This window comes from Kribbella sp. C-35, from assembly GCF_046549195.1.
GTDB lineage: Bacteria > Actinomycetota > Actinomycetes > Propionibacteriales > Kribbellaceae > Kribbella.
In genome coordinates, this window is sequence record NZ_JAJPWG010000002.1 from 1,141,874 (window position 1) to 1,162,134 (window position 20,261).

Here is a 20,261-nt window from a genome sequence, read left to right on the forward strand (position 1 = left end):
AATTCTCCTATCCGCTCACGACGTACTCAGGTGCGCACGCGGCAACCGCGGTCAGCTGCGCCGGATCCTTCACACCGGCCAGCGCCGACCGGGTCCGCTCGGACCAACTGTCGACACCGAGCAGCGCGCCGACCGCGCTCACTCGATCGGCTGCGTTGTCGACAATCGACAGGTCAGCCTTCTTCGCCAGCTGTTGTGCGAGCTGCAGCCGCGTGACACCGGCTGACGTCGTCAACCAACTCGCACCGGCCGGCCAGCCGCCGACGCTCGGCGGGCGGTACGGCAACTGGCCCATACCTCGCAGGCCGGCGAGCAGCTTCGTCTGTTCCTTCTCCTCCAGCTTCCCCGGCCGGAGGCGCAGCGCCCGCAACAAGCCGACCGCCCACTCCACCGGCTCCTTCACCAGACTCGATGCCGGGTCCTTGAACGCCGCCTCGGCAACCATTGCCGTCAGCAACGACCTGACATCACGGTTGACGCCGTACGCCGTCGTCAGCCGGGCCACCGTGGCCGTATCGGGCGGCGTCGCCGACACCAACCGGAACCACAGCCGCCCGATCACGAACCCGGCCGACGCGGGCTGGGCGAGCGCGAGCCGCGCGAACCCCTTCGCGTCGAAGTCACCGGTCGTGCCGAGCACCGTCTTGCTGCCGGTGTCGAACCGCCTCCGCTGGAAGGTCGCGGCATCCTCGCGCAGCACCCAACCGGTCAGGCAGCGGGCGCCTTGGGCAACGTCGGCCTCTTGATAGTGGCCGATGCCGAGCGTGAACAGCTCCATGAACTCGCGGGCCAGGTTCTCGTTCGGCGAGCCCTTGCGGTTCTTCTGCCCGTCGAGCCAGCGGATCATCGCGGTGTCCACGATCATCGCCTGCGCCAGGTCGCCGAACCGGCCGAGCGCGAGGGTGCGCTGGGTCTGGTTCTGCGCCAGCATCCAGGCCGCGTTGCGGACCTTCTGGTTGCTGGTCGCGAAGTGCCCGTGCCAGAACCAGGTCAGCCGCTCCCCCGCAGTCCGACTCACGACCATCCGGTCGAGCCACCAGATCGTCAGCTTCCGCTCCTGCGCGGCCCGCTGCCGATTCGCAGCCTTCTTCGCCGCCGGGTCCTGCTTCTTCGCGTCCCGGTCCTGCTTCTTCGCCTCCCGGTCCTGCCCGTTCGCCTTCGCCGGCGGTTCGAGTCCGGTCGGTACGGCGATCGCCGCCGCGGCCGGATCCGTGCCCGGACCGAGCAGTCGCCGTACGGTCGCGTCGACCCCCGCCTCCAGATCGCCCGGCGCAGGGCCGAAGCCCAGCCGGTCGTTCAGCCGCCGTACGACGGCCCGCTCGCTGATCTCGGTCATGTCCCCGATGGTTTCCAGTCCGCGGCCGCCGGACCAGGATCCGGGGGCTTTCCTCAGCCGATCCACAGGTACTGAGTAGACATCGTCTACAGAGATCGTGTAGACACTGTCTACGTGATCGCACTCGGGTTGCTGACCGCCTCCGCCGGCTGTCACGCGGCGTGGAACCTGCTGCTGAAGAAGGGCGGTCTGGGCGGTCCCGAGTTCGTCTGGTTGTGTGGTCTCCTGACGCTGCCCGTCTCGCTCGCTCTGCTCGTTCGCGGCTCGCTCGCGACAGTCTGGTGGGCCGGGCTGGTGAGCATGGCGCTGCACACGACGTACGCCGTGACATTGCAGAAGGCGTACGCGCTCGGGGATTTCTCGACGGTGTATCCGGTCAGCCGCGGTACGGCGCCGCTGCTCGTATCGGCCGCGACGCTCCCGTGGTCGGGCTCGGGTCCGCGGGTGCTCGCGGGCGCGGGGCTCACGCTGGCCGGAGTGCTGTTGATGGACCGGCCGCACTCCCGGCGTCCGGCCCGCGGTGTCGCGGTCGGGTTGGCAGTCGCCGGCTGCACGGCGGCGTACACGCTCTGGGACGGGTTCGCCGTCACCACGCTCGACGTCGAACTGCCGGCGTACCTCGCGATGGCCAACGTGGCGCAGGTGGTGCTGCTGTCGGCAGTCGTGCGGGATCACCGGCGCGTGCTGATGCTATGGCGGCGCGCTCTGCCGATCGCCGTGCTCATGCCGGCGAGCTACGGGTTGGTGCTGCTCGCGTTGTCGTTCGCGTCGGTCGGGACGGTGGCGGTCGGCCGCACGTTGAACATCGTCCTCGGCGCGTTGCTCGGCGCGACCGTGCTGCACGAGCGGCCACGTATTGCAGGGCTCGTCGTGGTGGTGGCCGGCGTACTTCTGGTGAGTGTTTGAGAGGAGTGTTGGTGAAGGACCTGGTGTGTTTGCACGCTGGTACGAGCGGGCCGGCGACGTGGGATCGCTTCGTGCCTGCGTTCGAGGAGCTGGGGTATCGGGTGCACTGCCCGACGTTGCTGGGCCATGCGAGCGCGCCGCGGCGGCGACCGTACCTGCTCGACGACTTCCGTGATCAGGTACTGCGTGATGTCGACGGACTGGCCGACAGTACTTTTGTCGGCAATTCACTCGGAGCGTTCGTGGCGAGCGCTGTCGCCGCGGCAGACCCCGATCGCGTCGACCGCCTGGTCCTGGAGGAACTGCCGGTGCCGCCACGCGACGCCCAGGACAACGGACCGACCGTGCGCCTGATGCCCGCGCTAGCGCTGCTAGCGGCCGGCTGGCTGACGAGACGCAGCTGCGATCCGCTCCTGCTGCGAGACGTCATCGCAGACCTCCGCCGCCCACAGCCCGAGTGGTGGGCCGGATTGTCGACGATCCGATCGCCCACAATGCTTCTCGCCGGCGGCCCGACGAGTCATCTGGACCAGACCCGATTCCACCTCGTCGCGGAAACGATGCCGACAGCAACGGTCGCCACGATCGAGGCCGGCCACCGCATCCACAGCAAAGCGCCGGACCGCTGGCTGACCACGGTCCGGGACTTCCTTGCCTTCAAGGGCGCTTGAATTCTTAAGCTTGCGGTATGACGGATTCTCTCCTCGACCGGATCGGGACCCACGGACTCGGCGTACTGGTCACGATCAAACGTGACGGCCGGCCGCAGCTGTCCAACGTGACGTATGTGTACGACGGGACGCGCGTGCGCGTGTCGCTCACCGACGGGCGGGCGAAGACCAAGAACCTGCGCCGTGACCCGCGGGCCAGCCTGTACGTCGACGGGCCGCGCGGCCGCTCGTACGTCGTACTCGAGGGCAAGGCCGAGCTCAGCCCGGTCGCCGCCGACCCGCACGACCCAGTGGTCGACGACCTGGTCGACTACTACCGGACCGCGTCGGGCGAGCACCCGGATTGGGACGAGTACCGCGCGGTGATGGTGCGCGACAAGCGGTTGATGTTCTCGATGACCGTCGAGCATGCGTACGGCATGCCTACGCCGTGACAGCAGCTTCCGCATCGTCAGTCAGCCGGTCCGCCCGAGCGGCTTGGCGGTAGCGGCGTGGAGCGACACCGTTGACGCGCTTGAAGGCGTTGCTGAACGCGCTGTCCGACGTGTAGCCGAGTGAGTGCGCGATGGCGGACAGCGGCTGGTCGTCGTCGCGCAGGGCGCGCTCGGCGAGGCGCATGCGCCAGTTGAGCAGGTACGTGAGCGGCGGGACGCCGGCCACGGTACGGAAGCGTTCGGCGAACGTGGTCCGGGACATCGCCGCGGCGTGTGCGAGCTCGTCGAGCTGCCACGCGCGGCCGGGCTGGTCGTGCATGCGGCGCAGGGCCGGCGCGATGCGTTCGTCGGCGATCGCGCGCAGCCAGCCGACGGGCAGTGCGTCGGCCTCGGCGAGGCAGGCGCGCAGGGCCTCCAGGAAGAGGAGGTGTGCGAGATCGTCCGCGGCCAGGCGCGCACCGGGTTCGGAGGTCGATGCCTCGCGCGACAACCGGTTCAGCAGCCAGCGGAACGTCGCGGCCCGCTCGTCGGTGGCCCGCAGATGGATCACCGGCGGGAGCGCGCGCCTGAGCAGCTCGTCACCGGTGCGATTGAGCGAGACGTGGCCGCCAACGCCAACGACTTTCGCACCGAGTCCGGTACCGACGCCGTCACCGAAGCGGGCGATCGGCCCGTCGGCGGATCCGAAGGCTTCGATCGCGTCGCCGATCGGGACGGTGTCCGAGTTGCCCTTCACGAACTCGTGCCGGCCGTCGAACAGCACGACGTCGCCGGGTTCCAGCTCGATCCGGCCGACATCCAGATCGTCGAAGTCGATCCAGCACGTGCCCTCGACCGTCGCGCTGAACTTGAGCCGGTTCGTGGCCGGGTAGCGCAACGCCCACTCGCCGATCGCCTCGAAACCGCGCGAGACGTGGCAGTGCGCCTCGGTCAACGCGAGGGTGTCGGTGAGCGGATCGACCATATCCGTACTATCGCGCAAGTTGTCGGCACTCTCAAGCATTCTGCGTCCGGGTGATGGACCCTAGCGTTGAAGCATGCAAACACCAATGGGATCTGGATTCACTGCCGCGTCGACGACGTACGACGTACTGCAAGGCATCGACCTGCACGGGAAGGTCGCGATCGTCACCGGCGGGTACTCCGGGCTGGGCAAGGAGACTGTCCGCGCCTTCCGGTCCGCGGGTGCGGACGTCATCGTGCCGGCGCGTGACGTCGCGCTGGCCGCCGCCGCAATGGACGGTATCGACGGGGTTGTCGTCGAGGAGCTGGACCTGCTCGATCCGGCGAGCATCGATGCGTTCGCCGACCGGTTCCTGGCGAGCGGGCGGGCGTTGCACATCCTGGTGAACAGCGCCGGGATCATGGCGAACCCGCTGACCCGGGACGCCCGCGGGTACGAGTCGCAGTTCGCGACGAACCATCTCGGGCATTTCCAGCTCACGACGCGGTTGCTGCCGGCGTTGCGGCAGGCCGGTGGCGCGCGGGTGGTCGCGGTCTCGTCGCGCGGGCACCGGTACAGCGACGTCCACTTCGACGACCCGAACTTCGAGCATCGCGAGTACGCGCCGTACACGGCGTACGGGCAGTCGAAGACCGCGAACGTCCTGTTCGCCGTCGAACTGGACGAGCGCGAACGGGCCAACGGGATCCGCGCGTTCGCCGTCCATCCGGGCAGCATCATCACGCACCTGACCAGGTACTCGAACCACGAGACGCTGCGCCAGGGCGGCTTCCTGGACGAGAACTACGAGCCGATCATCGACCCGGAACGAGGCCTGAAGACGGCCGAGCAGGGCGCGGCGACGCAGGTGTGGTGCGCGGCGAGTCCACAGCTCGAGGGGTACGGCGGGGTGTACTGCGAGGACGTCGATATCGCAACGGTGCACAGGTCCGACGTACCGGACACCGATGTGCTGGCGGTGACTCCGGGCGCGTTCGGCGTACTGCCGTACGCGATCGACCGCGACAGCGCGCGGCGGTTGTGGAAACTCAGCGAGGAACTTCTCGACCGCGGATAAACCAGATGCGGTAACCGGTCTTGTCGGTGGACGCTGTGGGCGTGGAGATCACCAAACTGTCACCCGACGACGAGGTCGGCTGTGCGGACGCCGTGGCTGTCGACTCGGCCGGCTGGAAGCTGGACTGCCCCGAGGTTCTGCAGCACACACCGCGGAGTTTCGCGAACATGCTGCGGTACGGCTGGGACCTGGAGCCACCGCGCGCCTACCTGGCCCGCGAGGACGGCACCCCGGTCGGCCTGCTGACCGTCGACGTGCCGACGTACGACAACACCAACCAGACCTGGATCGACGTCAAGGTCCATCCGGATCACCGTGGTCGCGGGATCGGGTCCGCATTGATCGAGTACGGCGAGAAGGTGACCGGCGAACTGGGCCGGGACACCATCGGCTTCGGTGGACTCGACCTGCCGAAGGCCGAGGCGTTCGCCCGGCGGCACGGATTCGAGCAGAAGGCGGTCGAGGTCAACCGGCGCCAGGATCTCGCCGGGTTGGACTGGGGACTCGTCCAGCGGATCTACGACGAGTCCGTCGCGGCCGCGTCGGCGTACGAGCTGATCACGCTCACCGGATCGCTGCCCGAGGACATGCTCGACGGGATGATCGCGGTGACCGAGTCGATCAACGACGCCCCGAAGGACGACCTGGACATGGAGGACGACGTGTACAGCCGTGAGCGGCTGCGCGCGTACGAGGAGGCGCAGGCGAAGAGCGACCGGACCGTGTACCGCGTCGTCGCCCGGGAGAAGGCCACCGGCGCGCTCGCCGGGCACACGGTGATCGCGGTCGAGCGCGAGCGCCCGCACATCGGCGAGCAGCACGACACCGCCGTCGCCCGCGAGCACCGGGGACATCGTCTGGGCGCGCTGCTGAAGTCGGCCATGCTGCTGGAGCTCCGTGACGCCGAGCCCGCGCTGACCCAGGTCGACACCTGGAACGCCGAGTCCAACGGCCACATGATCGGCATCAACGAACAGCTCAACTACAAGATCGTCGCCCGATTCCTGGCCTACCAGAAGACGGTCTAGAGCCCGAACAAGCAGGCCACCCGGTCGGCCAACTCGTCCTCGGTCTCACCGGTCCCGACCACGAGCCCGGTGAGACCAAGGCGGTAGGTCTCACCGGCGACTCGTGCGGTGAACATCCGGTCCCGCTCCAGCAGGTTGCCCAAGGCCCGTTCCGGCGTACTCGTGCGCCCAGCAATCGACCAAAGCGACCCACGCTGCTCAAAAGCAGCCCGTTGGAAGCTAGGCGTCGGCAGCAACCACACGGCCTGCCGCCGATCGGCCAGCAGCGGCGCGACCAGCTCCGGCAGCAGGCGGAACCCCTCCACCACGACAGGTTCGGCCGGCAGCCTGAGCAGATCCTCCACGATCAGCTCGAAGGCCTCACCACGGAACCAGTGGAACGTGTCGAGCATGACCTCCGGCGACCGGTTCGCCCACCGCTCGTCCATGTCCATCGCGAGAAAGTCCTGCAGGTACGGCGTCGCACGGGGATCGCTGCGCGCCGTGTGATCGCCCATCGACCGATCGGTGTCGTAGCGGCGCAGGCCGTACCGGTCCGCGAGGCGCCGGGAGATCGTCGACTTACCGGCTCCGGTGCCGCCGCCAAGCCAGTAAACGTGGGCGAGGTCCGTCATACCGGCTCGACCAGGGTGACCTTCATTTCGTTGGAGAGCTCGAAACCCAGCCCCTTGTAGAGGCGGATCGCGTTGGTGTTGGAACCGCCGGTGTGGAGGAACGGGGTCTGGCCGGCAGCGGTGATGCGCGCCGCGACCGCGCGGATCAGCCGACTGGCGAGGCCTTGGCCCTGGTACGACGGATGCGTGCAGACGGCACTGATCTCCGTATACCCGGGGAGCGCGAACCGCGTACCGGCCATCGCGATCAGCTCGCCGTCACGGCGTACACCGACGTAGGTGCCGAGCTCGATCGTGCGGCTCCGGAACGGGCCCGGGTCGGTCAGGGCGACGAGGCCGAGCATGTCCGGCACATCGTCGACGCCGAGGACCACCGCTTCGGGATCCGCTGCCGCAAGCGAAGCCGGCGCCACGAACTGCACCAGGTCGAACCGGCGGTCCAGTTTGAAGGAGTCCGGGACCGGAAACTCTGGGCGCATCAGTGCGACCACGGTGCCGGGTCCGACGAGTTCGGCCGCGTCCGCCCAGTCCTGCTCGGTCGGTACGTCGGGCAGCGCAAGGAACGGCGCCACCGCCGACGGGTAGCGGCGGGCGTTGCCGCGGACCTCGGCGAACGACGCGTGCGGCCCGGTCAGGGCGGCGTACACGGGATTGCGCAGGCTCATCAGAATCCCAGTTTGCGCAGGTTCTTCGCGTCTGTCTGCCAGTTTTTCGCGATCTTGACGTGCAGGTCGAGGTACACCGGCGTACCGAGCAACGCCTCGATCTGCCGCCGGGCCGCTGCGCCGACCTCGCGCAGCCGCGCGCCCTTGTGGCCGATCACGATGCCCTTCTGGCTCTCCCGCTCCAGGAAGATGTTCGCGTACACGTCCAGCAGCGGCTTGTCCTCCGGCCGGTCCTCGCGCAGCCCCATCTCGTCGATCGTCACCGCGATCGAGTGCGGGAGCTCGTCCCGAACGCCTTCGAGCGCGGCCTCGCGGATCAGCTCCGCGACCAGCGTCTCCTCGGGCTCGTCGGTGATGTCGCCGTCGGGGTAGAGCGGGAAACCGGACGGCAGCAGCTTCACGAGCTCGTCGGCGACCAGATCGACCTGGTACCCGGAGGTCGCGGACACCGGGACGATCGAGGCCCACTCGATGCCGGAGGACTCGCCGAGCGCCTGGATGTCGGCCAGGTGCTCGACCATCCGGTCGGGTTCGACGAGGTCGGCCTTGGTGGCGAGCGCGACCTTCGGGGTCTTCGCGACCTTCGCCGCCTCGGCCGCCAGGAAGCGGTCGCCCGGGCCGATCTTGTCGCTGGCCGGCAGGCAGACCGCGATCACGTCGACCTCGGCCCAGGTGGACTTCACGAGGTCGTTCAGCCGCTCACCGAGCAGCGTGCGCGGTTTGTGCAGACCGGGTGTGTCGACCAGGATCAGCTGCGCGTCCGGCCGGTGCACGATGCCGCGCACCGCGTGCCGGGTGGTCTGCGGCTTCGACGACGTGATCACGATCTTCTTCCCCACCAGGGCGTTGGTGAGGGTGGACTTGCCCGCGTTCGGCCGGCCGACGAAGCAGGCGAAACCTGCTTTGAAGTTCTCAGGTGTGGACGACATCGCGGACCTCTCCAGTGCCAAGAGCAAGTACTACGGGAATGTTGGCGCCGGCGAAGTGCCGTACGACGCCGACATCGGCGGATTCGGCCTCGGTGACCACCGCAGCCGCCTCGAGACCCTTCACCCCGGACGCGAGCGCCATCGCCACAGCCAGCTGCAGCGCGGTCAGCTCGACCGTGTCGAGCGCGACCGTGCAAGCGGAGTACGTCCGCCCGTCGGAGTCCCGTACGGCGGCACCCTCGGCGGCCCGGGTACGCGCCCGGGCAGCGCGGGCGAGCGTGACGAGTTTGGCGTCCTCAGCGGAGAGGTCTGACAACAAAGGCTCCTAGGCGTGTTGGTGGTTCTGGTCCTGCGGGGCGGGAGTCGGCTCCTCGCGCCGTACGAGAACCGTACCTACCTGGTTCCGGCGGCCGGACGGCCGCTCCGCGGTCAGCGACAGACCTTCGATCCCGACCTCGGCGCCGGGGATCGGCACCTTGCCGAGCAGCTTGGCCATCAGGCCGCCGACGGTGTCGACGTCGTCGTCGTCCAGCGGTACGCCGAACAGCTCGCCCAGCTCGTCGATCGGCAACCGGCTCGACACCCGGTACGCGCCGTCGGACAGTTGCTGCACCGAGTCCGGGTCCTCGTCGTACTCGTCGGTGATCTCGCCGACGATCTCCTCCAGGATGTCCTCGATCGCGACGAGTCCCGCCGTACCGCCGTACTCGTCGACGACGATCGCCAGGTGCATCCGGGCCGCCTGCATCTCGCGGAGCAGCTCGTCGACGGGCTTGGAGTCCGGGACGTACATGCACGGCCGCATCACCGACTCGACCCGCTCGGTCGACTCGGCCTGGGCGTTGTCGTACACCCGGCGCATCACGTCCTTGAGGTAGACGACGCCGACGATGTCGTCGAGCGACTCGCCGATCACCGGGATCCGCGAGTACCCGGAGCGCAGCGCCAGCGATGTGAGCTGGCGGAGCTTCTTGTGCCGCTCGATGTAGACCATGTCCGTGCGCGGCACCATCACCTCGCGGACGATGGTGTCGCCGAGCTCGAACACCGAGTGGATCATCTGCCGCTCGCCGGACTCGATCACCGCGGACTTCTCCGCGTAGTCGACCAGCGCCCGCAGCTCGGCCTCGGTCGCGAACGGCCCTTCGGCGAACCCCTTGCCCGGGGTCAGCGCGTTACCGATCAGGATCAGGAACTTCGGCAGCGGCCCGAGGATCCGGGTCAGCGCCATCACCGGGCCGGCCGACACGATCGCGAACCGGTCCGAGTGCTGCCGGCCGAGCGTCCGCGGCGCGACCCCGATGATCACGTACGACACCAGCACCATCACCACGGCGGTGATCAGCACGTGCTCCCAGGTCACGTCGAGCACGCCGGACAGCGCCTGGGTGACCAGCACGATCGCGGTGATCTCGCAGATCAGCCGGAGCAGGAGCAGCGAGTTCAGGTACCGCGGGGCGTCGGACAGCAGGTCACGCAGCCGGACCGCCCGCAGGTTGCCCAGCTCGACCTGCTCGTTCGCCCGCACCTTCGAGTACGACGACAACGCCGCCTCGGCCCCGGCGAACAACCCGGCCAGCAGAACGAGCACCGCAGCCACAACCAGGAGAACAAGGTCGTGGGAAGTCATCGTCAGACACCCTCTAGCCGGTTTCCAGGGGCTCGCCATGCTTCCAGCAGGCGGCCCTGGACGTCCCACATCTCCGCTTTCTCGGCGGGTTCCGCATGGTCGTACCCGAGCAGGTGCAGGATGCCGTGCACCGTCAGCAACTCGAGCTCCGCCCACGTACCGTGGCCGGCCTTCGCGCCCTGCGCCGCGGCGACCGTCGGGCACAGCGCGATGTCGCCGAGGTGCCCGAGCGGCAGGTCCTCGTCGGCGTCGCTGTCGGAACCCGGCCGCAGCTCGTCCATCGGCCACGACATCACGTCGGTCGGACCCGGCAGGTCCAGGAACTCGACGTGATATCGCGCCATGGTGTCCTCGTCGACCAGCTTGATCGACAGCTCACACTCCGGGTGCAGCCGCAGCGACGACAGCACGAACCGGCTGAGCCGCATCAGTCCGTGTGCGTCGATCTCGACCCCGGACTCGTTGTTGACCTCGACGTTCATCGGTGGTTGTCAGCACTACCTTCATAGTTTTCGTACGCCGAGACGATCCGCCCGACCAGCTTGTGCCGGACCACGTCGTGCGAGGTGAGCCGGCAGAACGTCAGGTCCTGGACGCCCTCGAGGATGTCCTGCACGACCCGCAGCCCCGAGTGGGTCCCGTTCGGCAGGTCGACCTGGGTGACGTCGCCGGTGACGACCATCTTGGAGCCGAACCCGAGCCGGGTGAGGAACATCTTCATCTGCTCCGGCGAGGTGTTCTGCGCCTCGTCCAGGATGATGTAGGCGTCGTTCAGCGTCCGGCCGCGCATGTAGGCCAGCGGCGCGATCTCGATCGTGCCGGCGGTCATCAGCCGCGGGATGGACTCCGGATCGAGCATGTCGTGCAGGGCGTCGTACAGCGGCCGCAGGTACGGGTCGATCTTCTCCGACAGGGTGCCGGGCAGGAACCCGAGCCGCTCGCCGGCCTCGACGGCCGGCCGGGTCAGGATGATCCGGTTGACCTCCTTGGCCTGCAGCGCCTGGACCGCCTTGGCGACCGCCAGGTAGGTCTTGCCGGTACCGGCCGGGCCGATCCCGAACACGATCGTGTTCTTGTCGATGGCGTCGACGTACCGCTTCTGGTTCAGCGTCTTCGGCCGGATCGTGCGGCCGCGGCTGGACAGGATGTTCTGCGTCAGCACGTCGGCCGGGCTCTCGGCCGTGGCCTGCTTGATCATCGCGATACTGCGCTCGACCGAGTCGGCGGTCAGCCCGTGCCCGGTGCGGATCACAGCGATCAGCTCGTCGATCAGCCGCTCGGCCAGGGCCAGCTCGGCCGGCTCGCCGTTCAGCGTGATCTCGTTGCCGCGGACCATGATGTCGGCGGCGAACTCCTTCTCGACGATGCGGAGGAACTCGTCCCGGGCTCCGAGCAGGGCCACCATGTCGATGCTGTTCGGCACGACGATCTTGTGTGACGCCTGTGTGCTCGCGGCGGCTGCGCCGTTGGGGCGCGCCTCCGGTTCGATACTGCGTGGCCTGGACAGCCTGTTCCCTCCTGATGCCGATGAAGTAGTCCACCCATGCTAGCCGTCTCGTCCGACACCCTCACTCGTAATTCCCCGGGACACGCTTCCGGGGCGCCGCTCGGGCGGTTTCGCCGGGGTCGCCCCCGCTGCGGCGTTCGGGGCCAGGACACCGGCGAGGCGGGCGATCTCGTCGGCCTCGGGGCCGGGCTGGAGCACCCCGTGCTCGAGAGCCAGCCGGCGGTTCCGCTCAAGGGCCCACTCGCGGCCGGGGAACCAGTTGACGGTGACACCGGACGGCGACGGGCGCAGCATCGGCGCCATGTCGTTGCGCCGGGCCCGGTCCGCCGCCTCCGGAGCGAGGTCGTGGTTGAGTTCGTAGCTGCGCAGCATCCGGTACGTCGCCTCGATCGCGGCGCGGGTCGATCCCGAGGTGGCAGGCGGCGTGTCGAACTCGTCGGCGTGGGTGTTCTTCCCGTCGTCGAAACCCACCGCATGCATGGGCGTGAACACGTGCAACGACACCACCGGCGCGGTCGGGTCGCCGTCGTACACCGAGTCCGCCCGCCAGGCGTGCGCGCCGGAGTAGCTGTCCTGCAGGGCGTGCGCGGCCGCGCCGAGATGCCGGAACTCGTCGGCCGCGGACGCCTGTGCAAGCTCGTCGTAGATGTACTCGGTGTTGATGTGCAGGTTGTCCAGGCCCTTGCGGTACGGGTCCGCCATGAAGTGCTCGCGTTGCGCGTTCGGATTCACGTACGCCGAGTGCGCAGTCGGGCCGGGACCGACGTACGGGACGGAGTTCCCCGATCCGCCGTAGTTCTCGATCACGCCGGCGCCGAGCGGACGGTCCTGATGCGCCTGGGCCTTGTCGAGCGCCGCGGCGTACTCCTCCAGTTGCATGCCGCGGATGGTCCCGTCCGGACCCGCCAGGTTCTCGTACAGCCGGGCGACCGCGGCGTACGTGATGTCGTGATGGCCCGACCACTGGCCGTCACCACGCTGCTTCATGGATCCAGGTTGCCACTGGTTTGGGCCAACCTGTTGTCAACCTGGGACGGGGTCTTTGCGTCGTCTTTTCGTGGCACAACCGGCCGTGGTGTACGAAGAGTGCGTGACACATGAGTCCTCGTGGGATGCCGACGAGGCGCTGACGGCTGTCTACACCGCGCACTACACCTCGCTGGTCCGCCTCGGCGCCCTGCTGCTGCGTGACACCGGTACGGCGGAAGAGATCGTGCAGGACGCGTTCGTCGCGATGCACGGCCGCTGGAACCGGCTGCGCGACCCGCACAAGGCGCTCGCGTACCTGCGGACCGCGGTGGTGAACCGTTGCCGCTCCCGCCAGCGCCACCTGGTGGTGGTGGACAAGCACACCCCTCGGACCCTTCCCGATGAGCCGAGCGCCGAACAGGCAGTACTGCGGACCGCGGAGACGGACCGGGTGATCGAGGCGATGCGGACCCTCCCGGAGAAGCAACGCACAGTGATGGTCCTGCGCTACTACGGTGACCTTTCGGAGGCCGAGATCGCGGACACGATGGGCATCAGCCGGGGATCCGTGAAGAGCCACGCCGCGCGCGCGAGCAAGTCGCTGCGCCAGCTCCTGGAGCAGAACGTATGAACGACAACCAGAACGATCCGTTCGACGAGCTGATGCGGCGATCCCTCCACGAGGAGGCGGACCGGATCGAGCCGTCCGACGCGCTGCCGGAGATCCGCGCCCGCGCGCACGCCCAGCGCCCCGCCGCGCGACGCCCCTGGCTCCTGACCGCCGGCCTCGCCGCAGCGGGCACCGCCGCCGCGATCGGCGCCTTCACCATGCTCAACGGCTCCGAGAACACCGCCAACGACGGCGACGCGGTAGCCGGTTCCGGTACGACGACCACCGCGACCGGCCTGCCTCCGAGCCCGACCCCGTCGGAACTGACGGTCTCCCCCGAACCGTCCCAGGCGCCGACCGAGGTGCCGAGCACGGCGCCATCCGCGAAGACCGCGGAGCCGACGGATCGCGGCGTACCCGAGCCGGAGGTCAAGAGCACGGTCGTCCCGGTCTACTGGCTCGGCCAGCAGGTCGGCGCGCAGAAGAAGTCGGCCGCCCGCCTGTACCGCACCTGGGCCAAGGTCAGCGGCCGCCCCGCCGAGCAGGCGGTCCGCATCATGACCACCAAGCAGCCGAACGACCCGGACTACTACTCGGTCTGGCGCGGCGCAGCCGTCAACACCGTCACCCGCTCGAACGGCATCGTCACAGTCGACTTCAAACAACTCCCGAAGGCCACTCTCGACGCCGACCTCGCCAGGGTCGCCACCCAGCAGCTCGTCTACACCGTCCAAGGCGCACTCCAGGACAACAAGACCCCGATCCAGATCACCGAGGCCGGCCGATCCTCAGGAAAACTCTTCGGCCAGATCAACACCGGCACCCCGGTGTCGCGCGCCGCGGCGGGTGAGGTCCAGGCGCTGGTCTGGATCGACTCGCCGTCCGAAGATCAGATGGTCGCGCCGAAGGTCACCGTCCAAGGCGTCGCGGCGGCCTTCGAGGCGACGGTCAACTACGAGGTCACGAACCTGAAGACCCGCGAGACGAAGAAGAGTTTCGCCAACACCGCGGAAGGCCAGAAGTTCTCGCCGTATGCCTTCCAGCTCACGCTCACTCCGGGACCCTGGCAGGTCAGCGTGTACCTCATCTCGGGGACCGACGGCAGCATCACGGACACCGACACCAAGTCGATCGTCGTGAAGTAGTTCTTCAGTCCGTGCGGTCGATGGTGGCGGCGAGGAGACCTGGGAAGGCTGTGTTGAACTCTTCGCGGCGGAGGCGGTTGAGGCGGCGGGCGCCTTCGTCGCGTTGTTCGATCAGGCCGGCGGCGCGGAGTACCGAGAAGTGGTGGCTGGCGGTGGCCTTCTTCACCGGGAGGTCGAACGTGCCGCAGGCGCGGGTCCAGTCGTCGTGGACGGCCAGGTCCCGCAGGATCGAACGCCGCACCGGGTCCGCGAGAGCATCCAGCGCAGCCTGCAACGGCACCTCGGCCGGCTCGACGTGGCTGAGCGTACGCGCGCGAGCTGACTCGACGGCCATGGTGTTCGATCCTTGTCGTACGGTGGTGTTCGGTTCCTGTCTAACAGCTTAGCGAGGAGTTGCCGATGATCGAGCTGGTCGACTACGGCTTCGGCCCGAGCGCACGGTTGCGGGCGGACGAGGCCCGGGCACCGGAGCGTGCGGGAGCTGTATGCGTGCAGGTGACGTTCGGCGACGCGGCGACGTACTGGCTGGGTGACTCGGTGGTCTTCGCCGGGCGGGAGGTCGGCACCTACACCAGCAGGCCGTTCGTGGTTAGGTCCAGCGGGTGGGGCTGAGGAGGACGGCGGCTGCGGCGACGCCGGCTGTTGAGGTGCGCAGGACCGTGTCGCCGAGGCGGACGGGCTCGACGGCGAACGCGGCCAGCTCTGTCGGCGCGATCCCGCCCTCGGGGCCGATCACGATGACCACGTCGCCGGTCGCCGGTACCTGCAGACCGGCGAGAGGCGTGGTGGCTTCTTCGTGCAGTACGACGGGGAGCGCAGCGTCGGCCAGCAACTTCGCGACGTCGGATGTGGTCGCCAGTGGAGCCACCTCAGCGAACCACGTGCGGCGTGACTGCTTGCTCGCCTCGAACGACCAGGCCCGCCACTTCGCGAGCGTCTTCTCGACCCGTTCCGGGTTCGCGCGGAACTGACTGCGCTCCGCGTTCCATGGCACGATCACGTCGACGCCGACCTCGGTCAGCATCTCCACCGCGAGCTCGGCCCGCTCACCCTTCGGCACCGCCTGTACGACGACAACCCGCGGAGCCGCCGCAGGCACGCTCCCCCGCGCATCCACGGCAACCGTCACGCCGCCCTTGGATGCCGCGACCACAGCGCCCTCGGCCCAGGCACCCCGGCCATCGCTCAGCCGAACGCGCTCCCCCGGCCCGATCCGCCGTACGACGGCCGCATGCCGCCCCTCCGCCCCGTCCAGCACCAGTTCCTCCCCGCCGAGATCAGCGCGAAAGAACACCGCCACACCCACCTACCCACACCTCCGAAGCATCGGCTCAGTGGGTGCCGAAGGCGTCGCGGAGGCGGCCGAAGACGCTCTTGTGGGTGGCTTGGACCTGGCCCTGCGGGCGCTCCTCGTCGCGGACCGCCGCGAGTTGCCGCAGGAGCTCGGCCTGGGCGTCGTCGAGCTTGGTGGGCGTCTCGACGATGACCTGGACGATGAGGTCGCCGCGACCGGCGTGCCGCAGCCGCGGTACGCCGCGTGCGGTCAGCGTCATCGCCGTACCGGACTGCGTGCCGGGCCGGATCTCCAGCGGGGTCGTCTCGCCCTCGAGCGTCGGCAGGTCGATCGTCGTACCAAGAGCGGCCGCGGTCATCGGCAGCGTCACCGTGCAGTGCAGGTCGTCGCCGTTGCGGGTGAAGATGTCGTGCGGCTCGACCTCGATCTCGACGTACAGGTCGCCGGCCGGACCGCCGCCGGGACCGACCTCGCCCTGACCGGACAGCTGCACGCGTGTCCCGGTGTCGACGCCGCCGGGGATCTTCACGGTGACGGTACGCCGGGAACGCACGCGGCCGTCGCCGGCGCACTCGACGCACGGGCTCGGGATCGTGGTGCCGTAGCCGCGGCAGTTCGGGCACGGCCGCATCGTCCGGACCTCGCCGAGGAACGACCGCTGCGTGTGCGTGACCTCGCCGCGCCCGTGGCAGATCTCGCACGTGACCGGCTCGGACCCGGCCGCCGCGCCGGACCCGCTACAGGTCGGGCACAGTACGGCGGTGTCGACCTTGAGCTCCCGCGTCGTGCCGAACGCCGCCTCGGCCAGGTCGATCCGCAGCGGGATCAGCGCGTCCTGACCGCGCCGGGTCCGCGGCCGCGGACCGCGGGTGGCCCCGCCGGTCTGGCCGAAGAACGCGTCCATGATGTCGGTGAAGGTGAACGCCTGGCCGAAGCCGGCGCCGCCCGGTCCGCCGGCCGCGGAGGCGAACGGGTCGCCGCCGAGGTCGTGCATCTGCCGCTTCTGCGGGTCGCTGAGCACCTGGAACGCGCGCCCGATCTCCTGGAACTTCTGGTGCGCGTCCTCGGAGTCGTTCACATCCGGGTGGTACTGGCGTGCCAGCTTGCGGTACGCCTTCTTGATCTCGTCCGCTGAAGCGTCACGGCTGACACCTAGGACGGCGTAGTAATCGGTGCTCATACTCCAGACCAGAGGGTTGTAATCATCAGGACTCAGCCAGGATCTGGCTGACATAACGCGCGACGGCGCGTACGGCGCCCATCGTGCTCGGGTAGTCCATGTGGGTCGGGCCGACGATGCCGAGGGTGGCGAGCGCCTCCGACTGCGACCCGTACCCGGTCGCGACCACCGACGTGGTGGCCAGCTCCGCGAACGGATTCTCGTGACCGATGCGAACGGTCAGCGTCTGCGGGTTGGTCGCCTCGCCGAGCAGCTTGAGGAGGATGACGTGCTCCTCCAGCGCCTCCAGCACCGGCTTCACGTTCCGCTCGAAGTCGTCGCCGTACCGCGTCAGGTTGGCGGCGCCGCCGACGGCGATCCGCTGCTCGCCGACCTCGTCGGTGAACGCCTCCAGCAAAGTGGTGACGATCGCCGCCACCAGTGGCCGGTCGGCCGGCGCGAACTGCTCCGGCACGCCGGCCAGGGACGTCGTCGCATCGGTCAGCCGCTGCCCGGCGAGCGCGGTGTTCAACCGGGACCGCAGGTCCGCGATCAGCTGCTCGTCGACGTCGTTCGGGTGCTCGACGAGCCGCTGCTCGACCCGGCCGTTGCTGGTGATCAGCACCAGCAGCAACCGCCGCGGGCTCATCGTGACGACCTCGATGTGCCGGACGCTCGACCGGTTCAGCGAGGGGTACTGCACGATGGCGACCTGGCGGGTGATCTGGGCGAGCAGCCGGACGGTACGGCGGACGACATCGTCCAGGTCGACCGCCCCGGCCAGGAACGACGTGATCGCCTTCTTCTCGGCGACCGACAGCGTCTTGACCGTGCTCAGCTTGTCGACGAACAGCCGGTAGCCCGCGTCGGTCGGGATCCGGCCGGCGCTGGTATGCGGCTGGGTGATGTACCCCTCCTCCTCCAGCGCGGCCATGTCGTTCCGCACGGTGGCCGGGGAGACGCCGAGGTTGTGCCGGTCGACCAGTGTCTTCGAACCGACCGGCTCATGAGTGGCCACGTAGTCCTCGACGATGGCGCGGAGCACATCCAGCTTGCGTTCGTCGAGCACGCGCGCACCACCCTTTCCGACTCCCTGGCACTCAATAGTTCAGAGTGCCAGTCTAGGCGGTCTCGGGCGACGCTCCCAACGGAACAGCCGCGGGACGTGTCACTGTACTGGCCACATCAAGGGGCTGATCCTGTACGGCGGAGTCCACGAACGACTCCAGTACGTCGAGCACGTGGTACGCCAACTCGCCGCTCGCGCGGTGCGGCTCGCCGGTCCGCAACGCCCGGGCCATGTCCGCGACGCCGACCCCGCGCCCGGCTCCGGCGTACCCACCGGAGACCGGCACCTCGGTCCACTCGCGCTGCGCCGGAGTGACGATCTCGACGGTCCCGTCGAACCCGTTCGGGTCCGGCACGGACAGGCTGCCGTCCGTACCGTGGACCTCGATCCGCGGCAGCCGCCCGGCCCATACGTCGAACGACATGAGCACGGTGGTCAGCGCGCCCGACTCGTGCTCCAGCACGCCGGTGACGTGCGTCGGCACCTCCACGTCGAACACGGTCCCGGCCCGCGGCCCGGTATGGATCGTCCGCTGCTGTTTCGCCCGGCCCGCGCGGGCGGTGACCCGGACGACCGGCCCGAGCAGCGTGACCAGGCTGGTCACGTAGTACGGGCCCATGTCGAGGACCGGTCCGCCGCCCGGCTGGTAGTAGAACTCGGGCGCGGGATGCCAGAGCTCGTGGCCGGGCGTCACCATGAACGCGGTCGCTGCGTGCGGGGTGCCGATGTCACCGCGGTCGATCACCGCACGAGCCGTCTGGGTGCCGGTGCCGAGCACCGTGTCCGGTGCGCAGCCGATCCGGAGGTCGTTGGCGGCGGCGTACTTCAGCAGCGGCTCCGCTTCGGTGCGGTCCATGGCCAACGGCTTCTCGCCGTACACGTGCTTGCCGGCCGCCAGCGCGGCCTGGTGCACAGCGGCGTGGGCCGCGGGGATCGTCAGATTGACGACAATCTCAATGTCGTCAGCGGCGTACAGCTCGTCCGGCGAGACCGCGCGGATGGACGGGTTCTGCTCGGCAATCGTTTGAGCACGCGCGAGGTCCAGGTCGGCGACCGCGACCACGTCCACGCCGGGGAGCTTGCCGAGGTGATCCAGGTAGGTGCCGGAGATAACCCCGGTGCCGACGATGCCGACATTGGTCACTTGCTCGCCCACAGCAGCCCCCGCTCGATGATCGTCCGTACCTCGGGCGTCTCCAGGTCGTCCAGCTTGTGGCCGACCGTGCAGACGAAGACGTTGCCCTCGCCCCAGGTCCGGGTCCAGACGGCCGGCATCACGGCGCCTTCGATCCACGGGTAGTCCGGGTGCGACTCGAACGTCGTCGTCGCGAGGACGGTGTTCGTCGGGTCGTAGTGGATGTAGTACTGCTCGGTGTGCACGTCGAAGTGCGTGATGCCGTCGACAATCGGATGGTCGGCAATGACGTCGACGCGATAGTCCGTGAAGCCGTGCGGGTGCGAGATGAACTGCCCGCCGGTGATGAAGCTGTAGTCCACGTTCTTGCGGAACGAGTCCGCGATCCCGCCGTGCCACCCGGCGAACCCGGTACCGCGCCGGATCGCCGCCTCCAGGCCCTTGAAGTGCTCGGGCTCGATCTCGCTCATCGTCACGCACTGCAGCACGAGGTCGACGCCGTCCAGATCGAGGTACGCCGCCGTCGTGTCGGAGACCGTGACGTCGTAGCCGTTCTCCTTGAGAAACGGGATGAACAGGTCGGTCGCTTCGACCGGGGAGTGCCCTTCCCAGCCGCCCCGGACCACCACAGCACGTCGTGTCGTCACACCGACCACCCTTCGAAAGTTTCGGAGTTCCCATCGGAACACTTGCGACCTTAAGTCGGAGGGAGAGGGCTTGCCAACCACTAGTGTCGAAGGATGGGCTGGAAATTCTGGAAGCGCGCGAACCCGATGGATCCGCAGGAGATGCTGGCGCGCGGGCATGCGGAGCCGAACAGTTTTCCGGGGCCGCCGCGGCCGCAGGACAACCTGCCGGTCGGGTCGTTCGGGATGACGGTCGAGGACGTGTTCTCGATCACGGGTCGCGGCACCGTGGTGACCGGGCGGGTGCAGGCAGGGACGGTGACAGTCGGCGAACAGGTGCTGCTCAGCCGGGCCGGGCAGCCGATGCTGCAGGTCGAGGTGACCGGCGTGGAGATGTTCCGCAAGACCGTGCAGACCGCGACGGCCGGCGACAACGTCGGGCTGCTGCTCCGCGGCATCGCGAAGGACCAGGTGGCCAGGGGCGACGTACTGAGCAAGTAATCGGGGCAAGTA

General features: G+C 68.8%; 25 protein-coding genes. 9 read left to right on the forward strand and 16 right to left on the reverse strand.

Annotated features, from left to right (window positions below):
• Nucleotides 1-7 precede the first annotated feature (7 nt).
• Nucleotides 8-1,336: a DUF1800 family protein gene (locus ACLJOO_RS17955; RefSeq protein ID WP_410788307.1), complete on the reverse strand. Its 1,329-nt coding sequence runs from the start codon at nt 1,334-1,336 to the stop codon at nt 8-10.
• 114 nt (nt 1,337-1,450) lie between these two features.
• On the opposite strand from ACLJOO_RS17955, the gene ACLJOO_RS17960 reads away from it, so the two are divergent.
• The 3 genes from ACLJOO_RS17960 to ACLJOO_RS17970 are packed head-to-tail and all read left to right on the forward strand — an operon-like array spanning nt 1,451 to nt 3,347.
• Nucleotides 1,451-2,242 (forward strand): hypothetical protein, encoded by a 792-nt coding sequence (locus ACLJOO_RS17960; RefSeq protein WP_410788308.1) that lies wholly within the window; start codon nt 1,451-1,453, stop codon nt 2,240-2,242.
• Nucleotides 2,243-2,253: 11 nt separating this feature from the next.
• Entirely contained in the window at nt 2,254-2,913 is a 660-nt protein-coding gene (locus ACLJOO_RS17965; RefSeq protein ID WP_410788309.1) for an alpha/beta fold hydrolase, read from the forward strand.
• Nucleotides 2,914-2,930: 17 nt separating this feature from the next.
• Nucleotides 2,931-3,347 carry a PPOX class F420-dependent oxidoreductase gene (locus ACLJOO_RS17970; protein WP_410788310.1) on the forward strand — a complete coding sequence of 139 codons (417 nt, stop codon included), beginning with the start codon at nt 2,931-2,933 and terminating at the stop codon, nt 3,345-3,347.
• On the opposite strand, the gene ACLJOO_RS17975 is transcribed toward ACLJOO_RS17970, so the two are convergent.
• Nucleotides 3,337-4,311, reverse strand: a complete 975-nt coding sequence (locus ACLJOO_RS17975) for an AraC family transcriptional regulator (RefSeq protein WP_410788311.1) — start codon at nt 4,309-4,311, stop codon at nt 3,337-3,339. The genes ACLJOO_RS17970 and ACLJOO_RS17975 overlap by 11 nt on opposite strands.
• Nucleotides 4,312-4,384: 73 nt before the next feature.
• Between ACLJOO_RS17975 and ACLJOO_RS17980 the strand changes: the two genes are divergently transcribed.
• Complete coding sequence (locus ACLJOO_RS17980) at nt 4,385-5,368, forward strand: oxidoreductase (RefSeq protein WP_410788312.1); 984 nt, start codon at nt 4,385-4,387, stop codon at nt 5,366-5,368.
• A gap of 41 nt (nt 5,369-5,409) precedes the next feature.
• Nucleotides 5,410-6,396 carry a GNAT family N-acetyltransferase gene (locus ACLJOO_RS17985; RefSeq protein ID WP_410788313.1) on the forward strand — a complete coding sequence of 329 codons (987 nt, stop codon included), beginning with the start codon at nt 5,410-5,412 and terminating at the stop codon, nt 6,394-6,396.
• Here the strand turns inward: ACLJOO_RS17985 and ACLJOO_RS17990 are convergent.
• From ACLJOO_RS17990 to ACLJOO_RS18025, 8 genes are all read right to left on the reverse strand, one after another.
• The gene (locus tag ACLJOO_RS17990) at nt 6,393-7,010 is read right to left on the reverse strand and encodes a hypothetical protein (RefSeq protein ID WP_410788314.1); all 618 of its coding nucleotides are present in this window, start codon (nt 7,008-7,010) and stop codon (nt 6,393-6,395) included. The two genes, ACLJOO_RS17985 and ACLJOO_RS17990, sit on opposite strands and share 4 nt — an antisense overlap.
• Nucleotides 7,007-7,675: a GNAT family N-acetyltransferase gene (locus ACLJOO_RS17995; RefSeq protein WP_410788315.1), complete on the reverse strand. Its 669-nt coding sequence runs from the start codon at nt 7,673-7,675 to the stop codon at nt 7,007-7,009. Before ACLJOO_RS17995 ends, ACLJOO_RS17990 begins: the two co-directional genes overlap by 4 nt.
• Nucleotides 7,675-8,604: a GTPase Era gene (gene era / locus ACLJOO_RS18000; RefSeq protein ID WP_410788316.1), complete on the reverse strand. Its 930-nt coding sequence runs from the start codon at nt 8,602-8,604 to the stop codon at nt 7,675-7,677. Before era ends, ACLJOO_RS17995 begins: the two co-directional genes overlap by 1 nt.
• Complete coding sequence (locus tag ACLJOO_RS18005; protein ID WP_410788317.1) at nt 8,588-8,923, reverse strand: cytidine deaminase; 336 nt, start codon at nt 8,921-8,923, stop codon at nt 8,588-8,590. The genes era and ACLJOO_RS18005 overlap by 17 nt, the downstream gene beginning before the upstream one ends.
• A gap of 6 nt (nt 8,924-8,929) precedes the next feature.
• Complete coding sequence (locus ACLJOO_RS18010) at nt 8,930-10,234, reverse strand: hemolysin family protein (RefSeq protein ID WP_410788318.1); 1,305 nt, start codon at nt 10,232-10,234, stop codon at nt 8,930-8,932.
• A 2-nt stretch (nt 10,235-10,236) separates the two neighbouring features.
• A complete protein-coding gene (ybeY, locus tag ACLJOO_RS18015; RefSeq protein ID WP_410788319.1) occupies nt 10,237-10,716 on the reverse strand; it encodes an rRNA maturation RNase YbeY in 480 nt (159 codons plus the stop codon).
• Nucleotides 10,713-11,639 (reverse strand): PhoH family protein, encoded by a 927-nt coding sequence (locus tag ACLJOO_RS18020; RefSeq protein WP_166679889.1) that lies wholly within the window; start codon nt 11,637-11,639, stop codon nt 10,713-10,715. Before ACLJOO_RS18020 ends, ybeY begins: the two co-directional genes overlap by 4 nt.
• Nucleotides 11,640-11,780: 141 nt before the next feature.
• Nucleotides 11,781-12,728 (reverse strand): hypothetical protein, encoded by a 948-nt coding sequence (locus ACLJOO_RS18025; protein ID WP_410788320.1) that lies wholly within the window; start codon nt 12,726-12,728, stop codon nt 11,781-11,783.
• A gap of 103 nt (nt 12,729-12,831) precedes the next feature.
• Between ACLJOO_RS18025 and ACLJOO_RS18030 the strand changes: the two genes are divergently transcribed.
• Both ACLJOO_RS18030 and ACLJOO_RS18035 read left to right on the forward strand, forming a co-directional pair.
• Nucleotides 12,832-13,341, forward strand: coding sequence for a SigE family RNA polymerase sigma factor (locus tag ACLJOO_RS18030; protein ID WP_238151095.1), 510 nt, complete (start codon nt 12,832-12,834; stop codon nt 13,339-13,341).
• Complete coding sequence (locus ACLJOO_RS18035) at nt 13,338-14,465, forward strand: Gmad2 immunoglobulin-like domain-containing protein (protein WP_410788321.1); 1,128 nt, start codon at nt 13,338-13,340, stop codon at nt 14,463-14,465. The genes ACLJOO_RS18030 and ACLJOO_RS18035 overlap by 4 nt, the downstream gene beginning before the upstream one ends.
• Nucleotides 14,466-14,469: 4 nt before the next feature.
• On the opposite strand, the gene ACLJOO_RS18040 is transcribed toward ACLJOO_RS18035, so the two are convergent.
• Nucleotides 14,470-14,799, reverse strand: coding sequence for an ArsR/SmtB family transcription factor (locus ACLJOO_RS18040; RefSeq protein ID WP_410788322.1), 330 nt, complete (start codon nt 14,797-14,799; stop codon nt 14,470-14,472).
• Between the two features lie 65 nt (nt 14,800-14,864).
• On the opposite strand from ACLJOO_RS18040, the gene ACLJOO_RS18045 reads away from it, so the two are divergent.
• Complete coding sequence (locus tag ACLJOO_RS18045; RefSeq protein WP_410788323.1) at nt 14,865-15,077, forward strand: hypothetical protein; 213 nt, start codon at nt 14,865-14,867, stop codon at nt 15,075-15,077.
• On the opposite strand, the gene ACLJOO_RS18050 is transcribed toward ACLJOO_RS18045, so the two are convergent.
• From ACLJOO_RS18050 to ACLJOO_RS18070, 5 genes are read right to left on the reverse strand one after another with little or no spacing between them, the layout of a single operon-like run.
• Nucleotides 15,055-15,759, reverse strand: coding sequence for a 16S rRNA (uracil(1498)-N(3))-methyltransferase (locus ACLJOO_RS18050; RefSeq protein WP_410788324.1), 705 nt, complete (start codon nt 15,757-15,759; stop codon nt 15,055-15,057). The two genes, ACLJOO_RS18045 and ACLJOO_RS18050, sit on opposite strands and share 23 nt — an antisense overlap.
• Nucleotides 15,760-15,796: 37 nt before the next feature.
• Nucleotides 15,797-16,939, reverse strand: a complete 1,143-nt coding sequence (gene dnaJ / locus ACLJOO_RS18055) for a molecular chaperone DnaJ (protein ID WP_410788325.1) — start codon at nt 16,937-16,939, stop codon at nt 15,797-15,799.
• Nucleotides 16,940-16,964: 25 nt separating this feature from the next.
• Nucleotides 16,965-17,987, reverse strand: coding sequence for a heat-inducible transcriptional repressor HrcA (hrcA, locus tag ACLJOO_RS18060; protein ID WP_410788326.1), 1,023 nt, complete (start codon nt 17,985-17,987; stop codon nt 16,965-16,967).
• A 52-nt stretch (nt 17,988-18,039) separates the two neighbouring features.
• Nucleotides 18,040-19,143, reverse strand: coding sequence for a Gfo/Idh/MocA family protein (locus ACLJOO_RS18065; RefSeq protein WP_410788327.1), 1,104 nt, complete (start codon nt 19,141-19,143; stop codon nt 18,040-18,042).
• Nucleotides 19,128-19,769, reverse strand: coding sequence for a ThuA domain-containing protein (locus ACLJOO_RS18070; RefSeq protein ID WP_410788328.1), 642 nt, complete (start codon nt 19,767-19,769; stop codon nt 19,128-19,130). Before ACLJOO_RS18070 ends, ACLJOO_RS18065 begins: the two co-directional genes overlap by 16 nt.
• A gap of 93 nt (nt 19,770-19,862) precedes the next feature.
• On the opposite strand from ACLJOO_RS18070, the gene ACLJOO_RS18075 reads away from it, so the two are divergent.
• On the forward strand, nt 19,863-20,249 hold the full coding sequence (locus ACLJOO_RS18075; RefSeq protein WP_410788329.1) for an EF-Tu/IF-2/RF-3 family GTPase: 387 nt from the start codon (nt 19,863-19,865) through the stop codon (nt 20,247-20,249).
• Nucleotides 20,250-20,261 lie beyond the last annotated feature (12 nt).

Bases quoted from the DNA above. Each gene is read 5' to 3' on its own strand.
- ACLJOO_RS17980 (WP_410788312.1), top strand. From the start codon at position 4,385: ATGCAAACACCAATGGGATCTGGATTCACTGCCGCGTCGACGACGTAC.
- ACLJOO_RS18010 (WP_410788318.1), bottom strand. From the start codon at position 10,234: ATGACTTCCCACGACCTTGTTCTCCTGGTTGTGGCTGCGGTGCTCGTT.
- ACLJOO_RS17975 (WP_410788311.1), bottom strand. From the start codon at position 4,311: ATGGTCGATCCGCTCACCGACACCCTCGCGTTGACCGAGGCGCACTGC.
- ACLJOO_RS18045 (WP_410788323.1), top strand. From the start codon at position 14,865: ATGATCGAGCTGGTCGACTACGGCTTCGGCCCGAGCGCACGGTTGCGG.
- ACLJOO_RS18020 (WP_166679889.1), bottom strand. From the start codon at position 11,639: ATGGTGGCCCTGCTCGGAGCCCGGGACGAGTTCCTCCGCATCGTCGAG.
- ACLJOO_RS18075 (WP_410788329.1), top strand. From the start codon at position 19,863: ATGGGCTGGAAATTCTGGAAGCGCGCGAACCCGATGGATCCGCAGGAG.
- ACLJOO_RS17990 (WP_410788314.1), bottom strand. From the start codon at position 7,010: ATGACGGACCTCGCCCACGTTTACTGGCTTGGCGGCGGCACCGGAGCC.
- era (WP_410788316.1), bottom strand. From the start codon at position 8,604: ATGTCGTCCACACCTGAGAACTTCAAAGCAGGTTTCGCCTGCTTCGTC.
- ACLJOO_RS17955 (WP_410788307.1), bottom strand. From the start codon at position 1,336: ATGACCGAGATCAGCGAGCGGGCCGTCGTACGGCGGCTGAACGACCGG.
- dnaJ (WP_410788325.1), bottom strand. From the start codon at position 16,939: ATGAGCACCGATTACTACGCCGTCCTAGGTGTCAGCCGTGACGCTTCA.
- ACLJOO_RS17970 (WP_410788310.1), top strand. From the start codon at position 2,931: ATGACGGATTCTCTCCTCGACCGGATCGGGACCCACGGACTCGGCGTA.
- ACLJOO_RS18035 (WP_410788321.1), top strand. From the start codon at position 13,338: ATGAACGACAACCAGAACGATCCGTTCGACGAGCTGATGCGGCGATCC.
- ybeY (WP_410788319.1), bottom strand. From the start codon at position 10,716: ATGAACGTCGAGGTCAACAACGAGTCCGGGGTCGAGATCGACGCACAC.
- ACLJOO_RS17995 (WP_410788315.1), bottom strand. From the start codon at position 7,675: ATGAGCCTGCGCAATCCCGTGTACGCCGCCCTGACCGGGCCGCACGCG.
- ACLJOO_RS18040 (WP_410788322.1), bottom strand. From the start codon at position 14,799: ATGGCCGTCGAGTCAGCTCGCGCGCGTACGCTCAGCCACGTCGAGCCG.
- ACLJOO_RS18025 (WP_410788320.1), bottom strand. From the start codon at position 12,728: ATGAAGCAGCGTGGTGACGGCCAGTGGTCGGGCCATCACGACATCACG.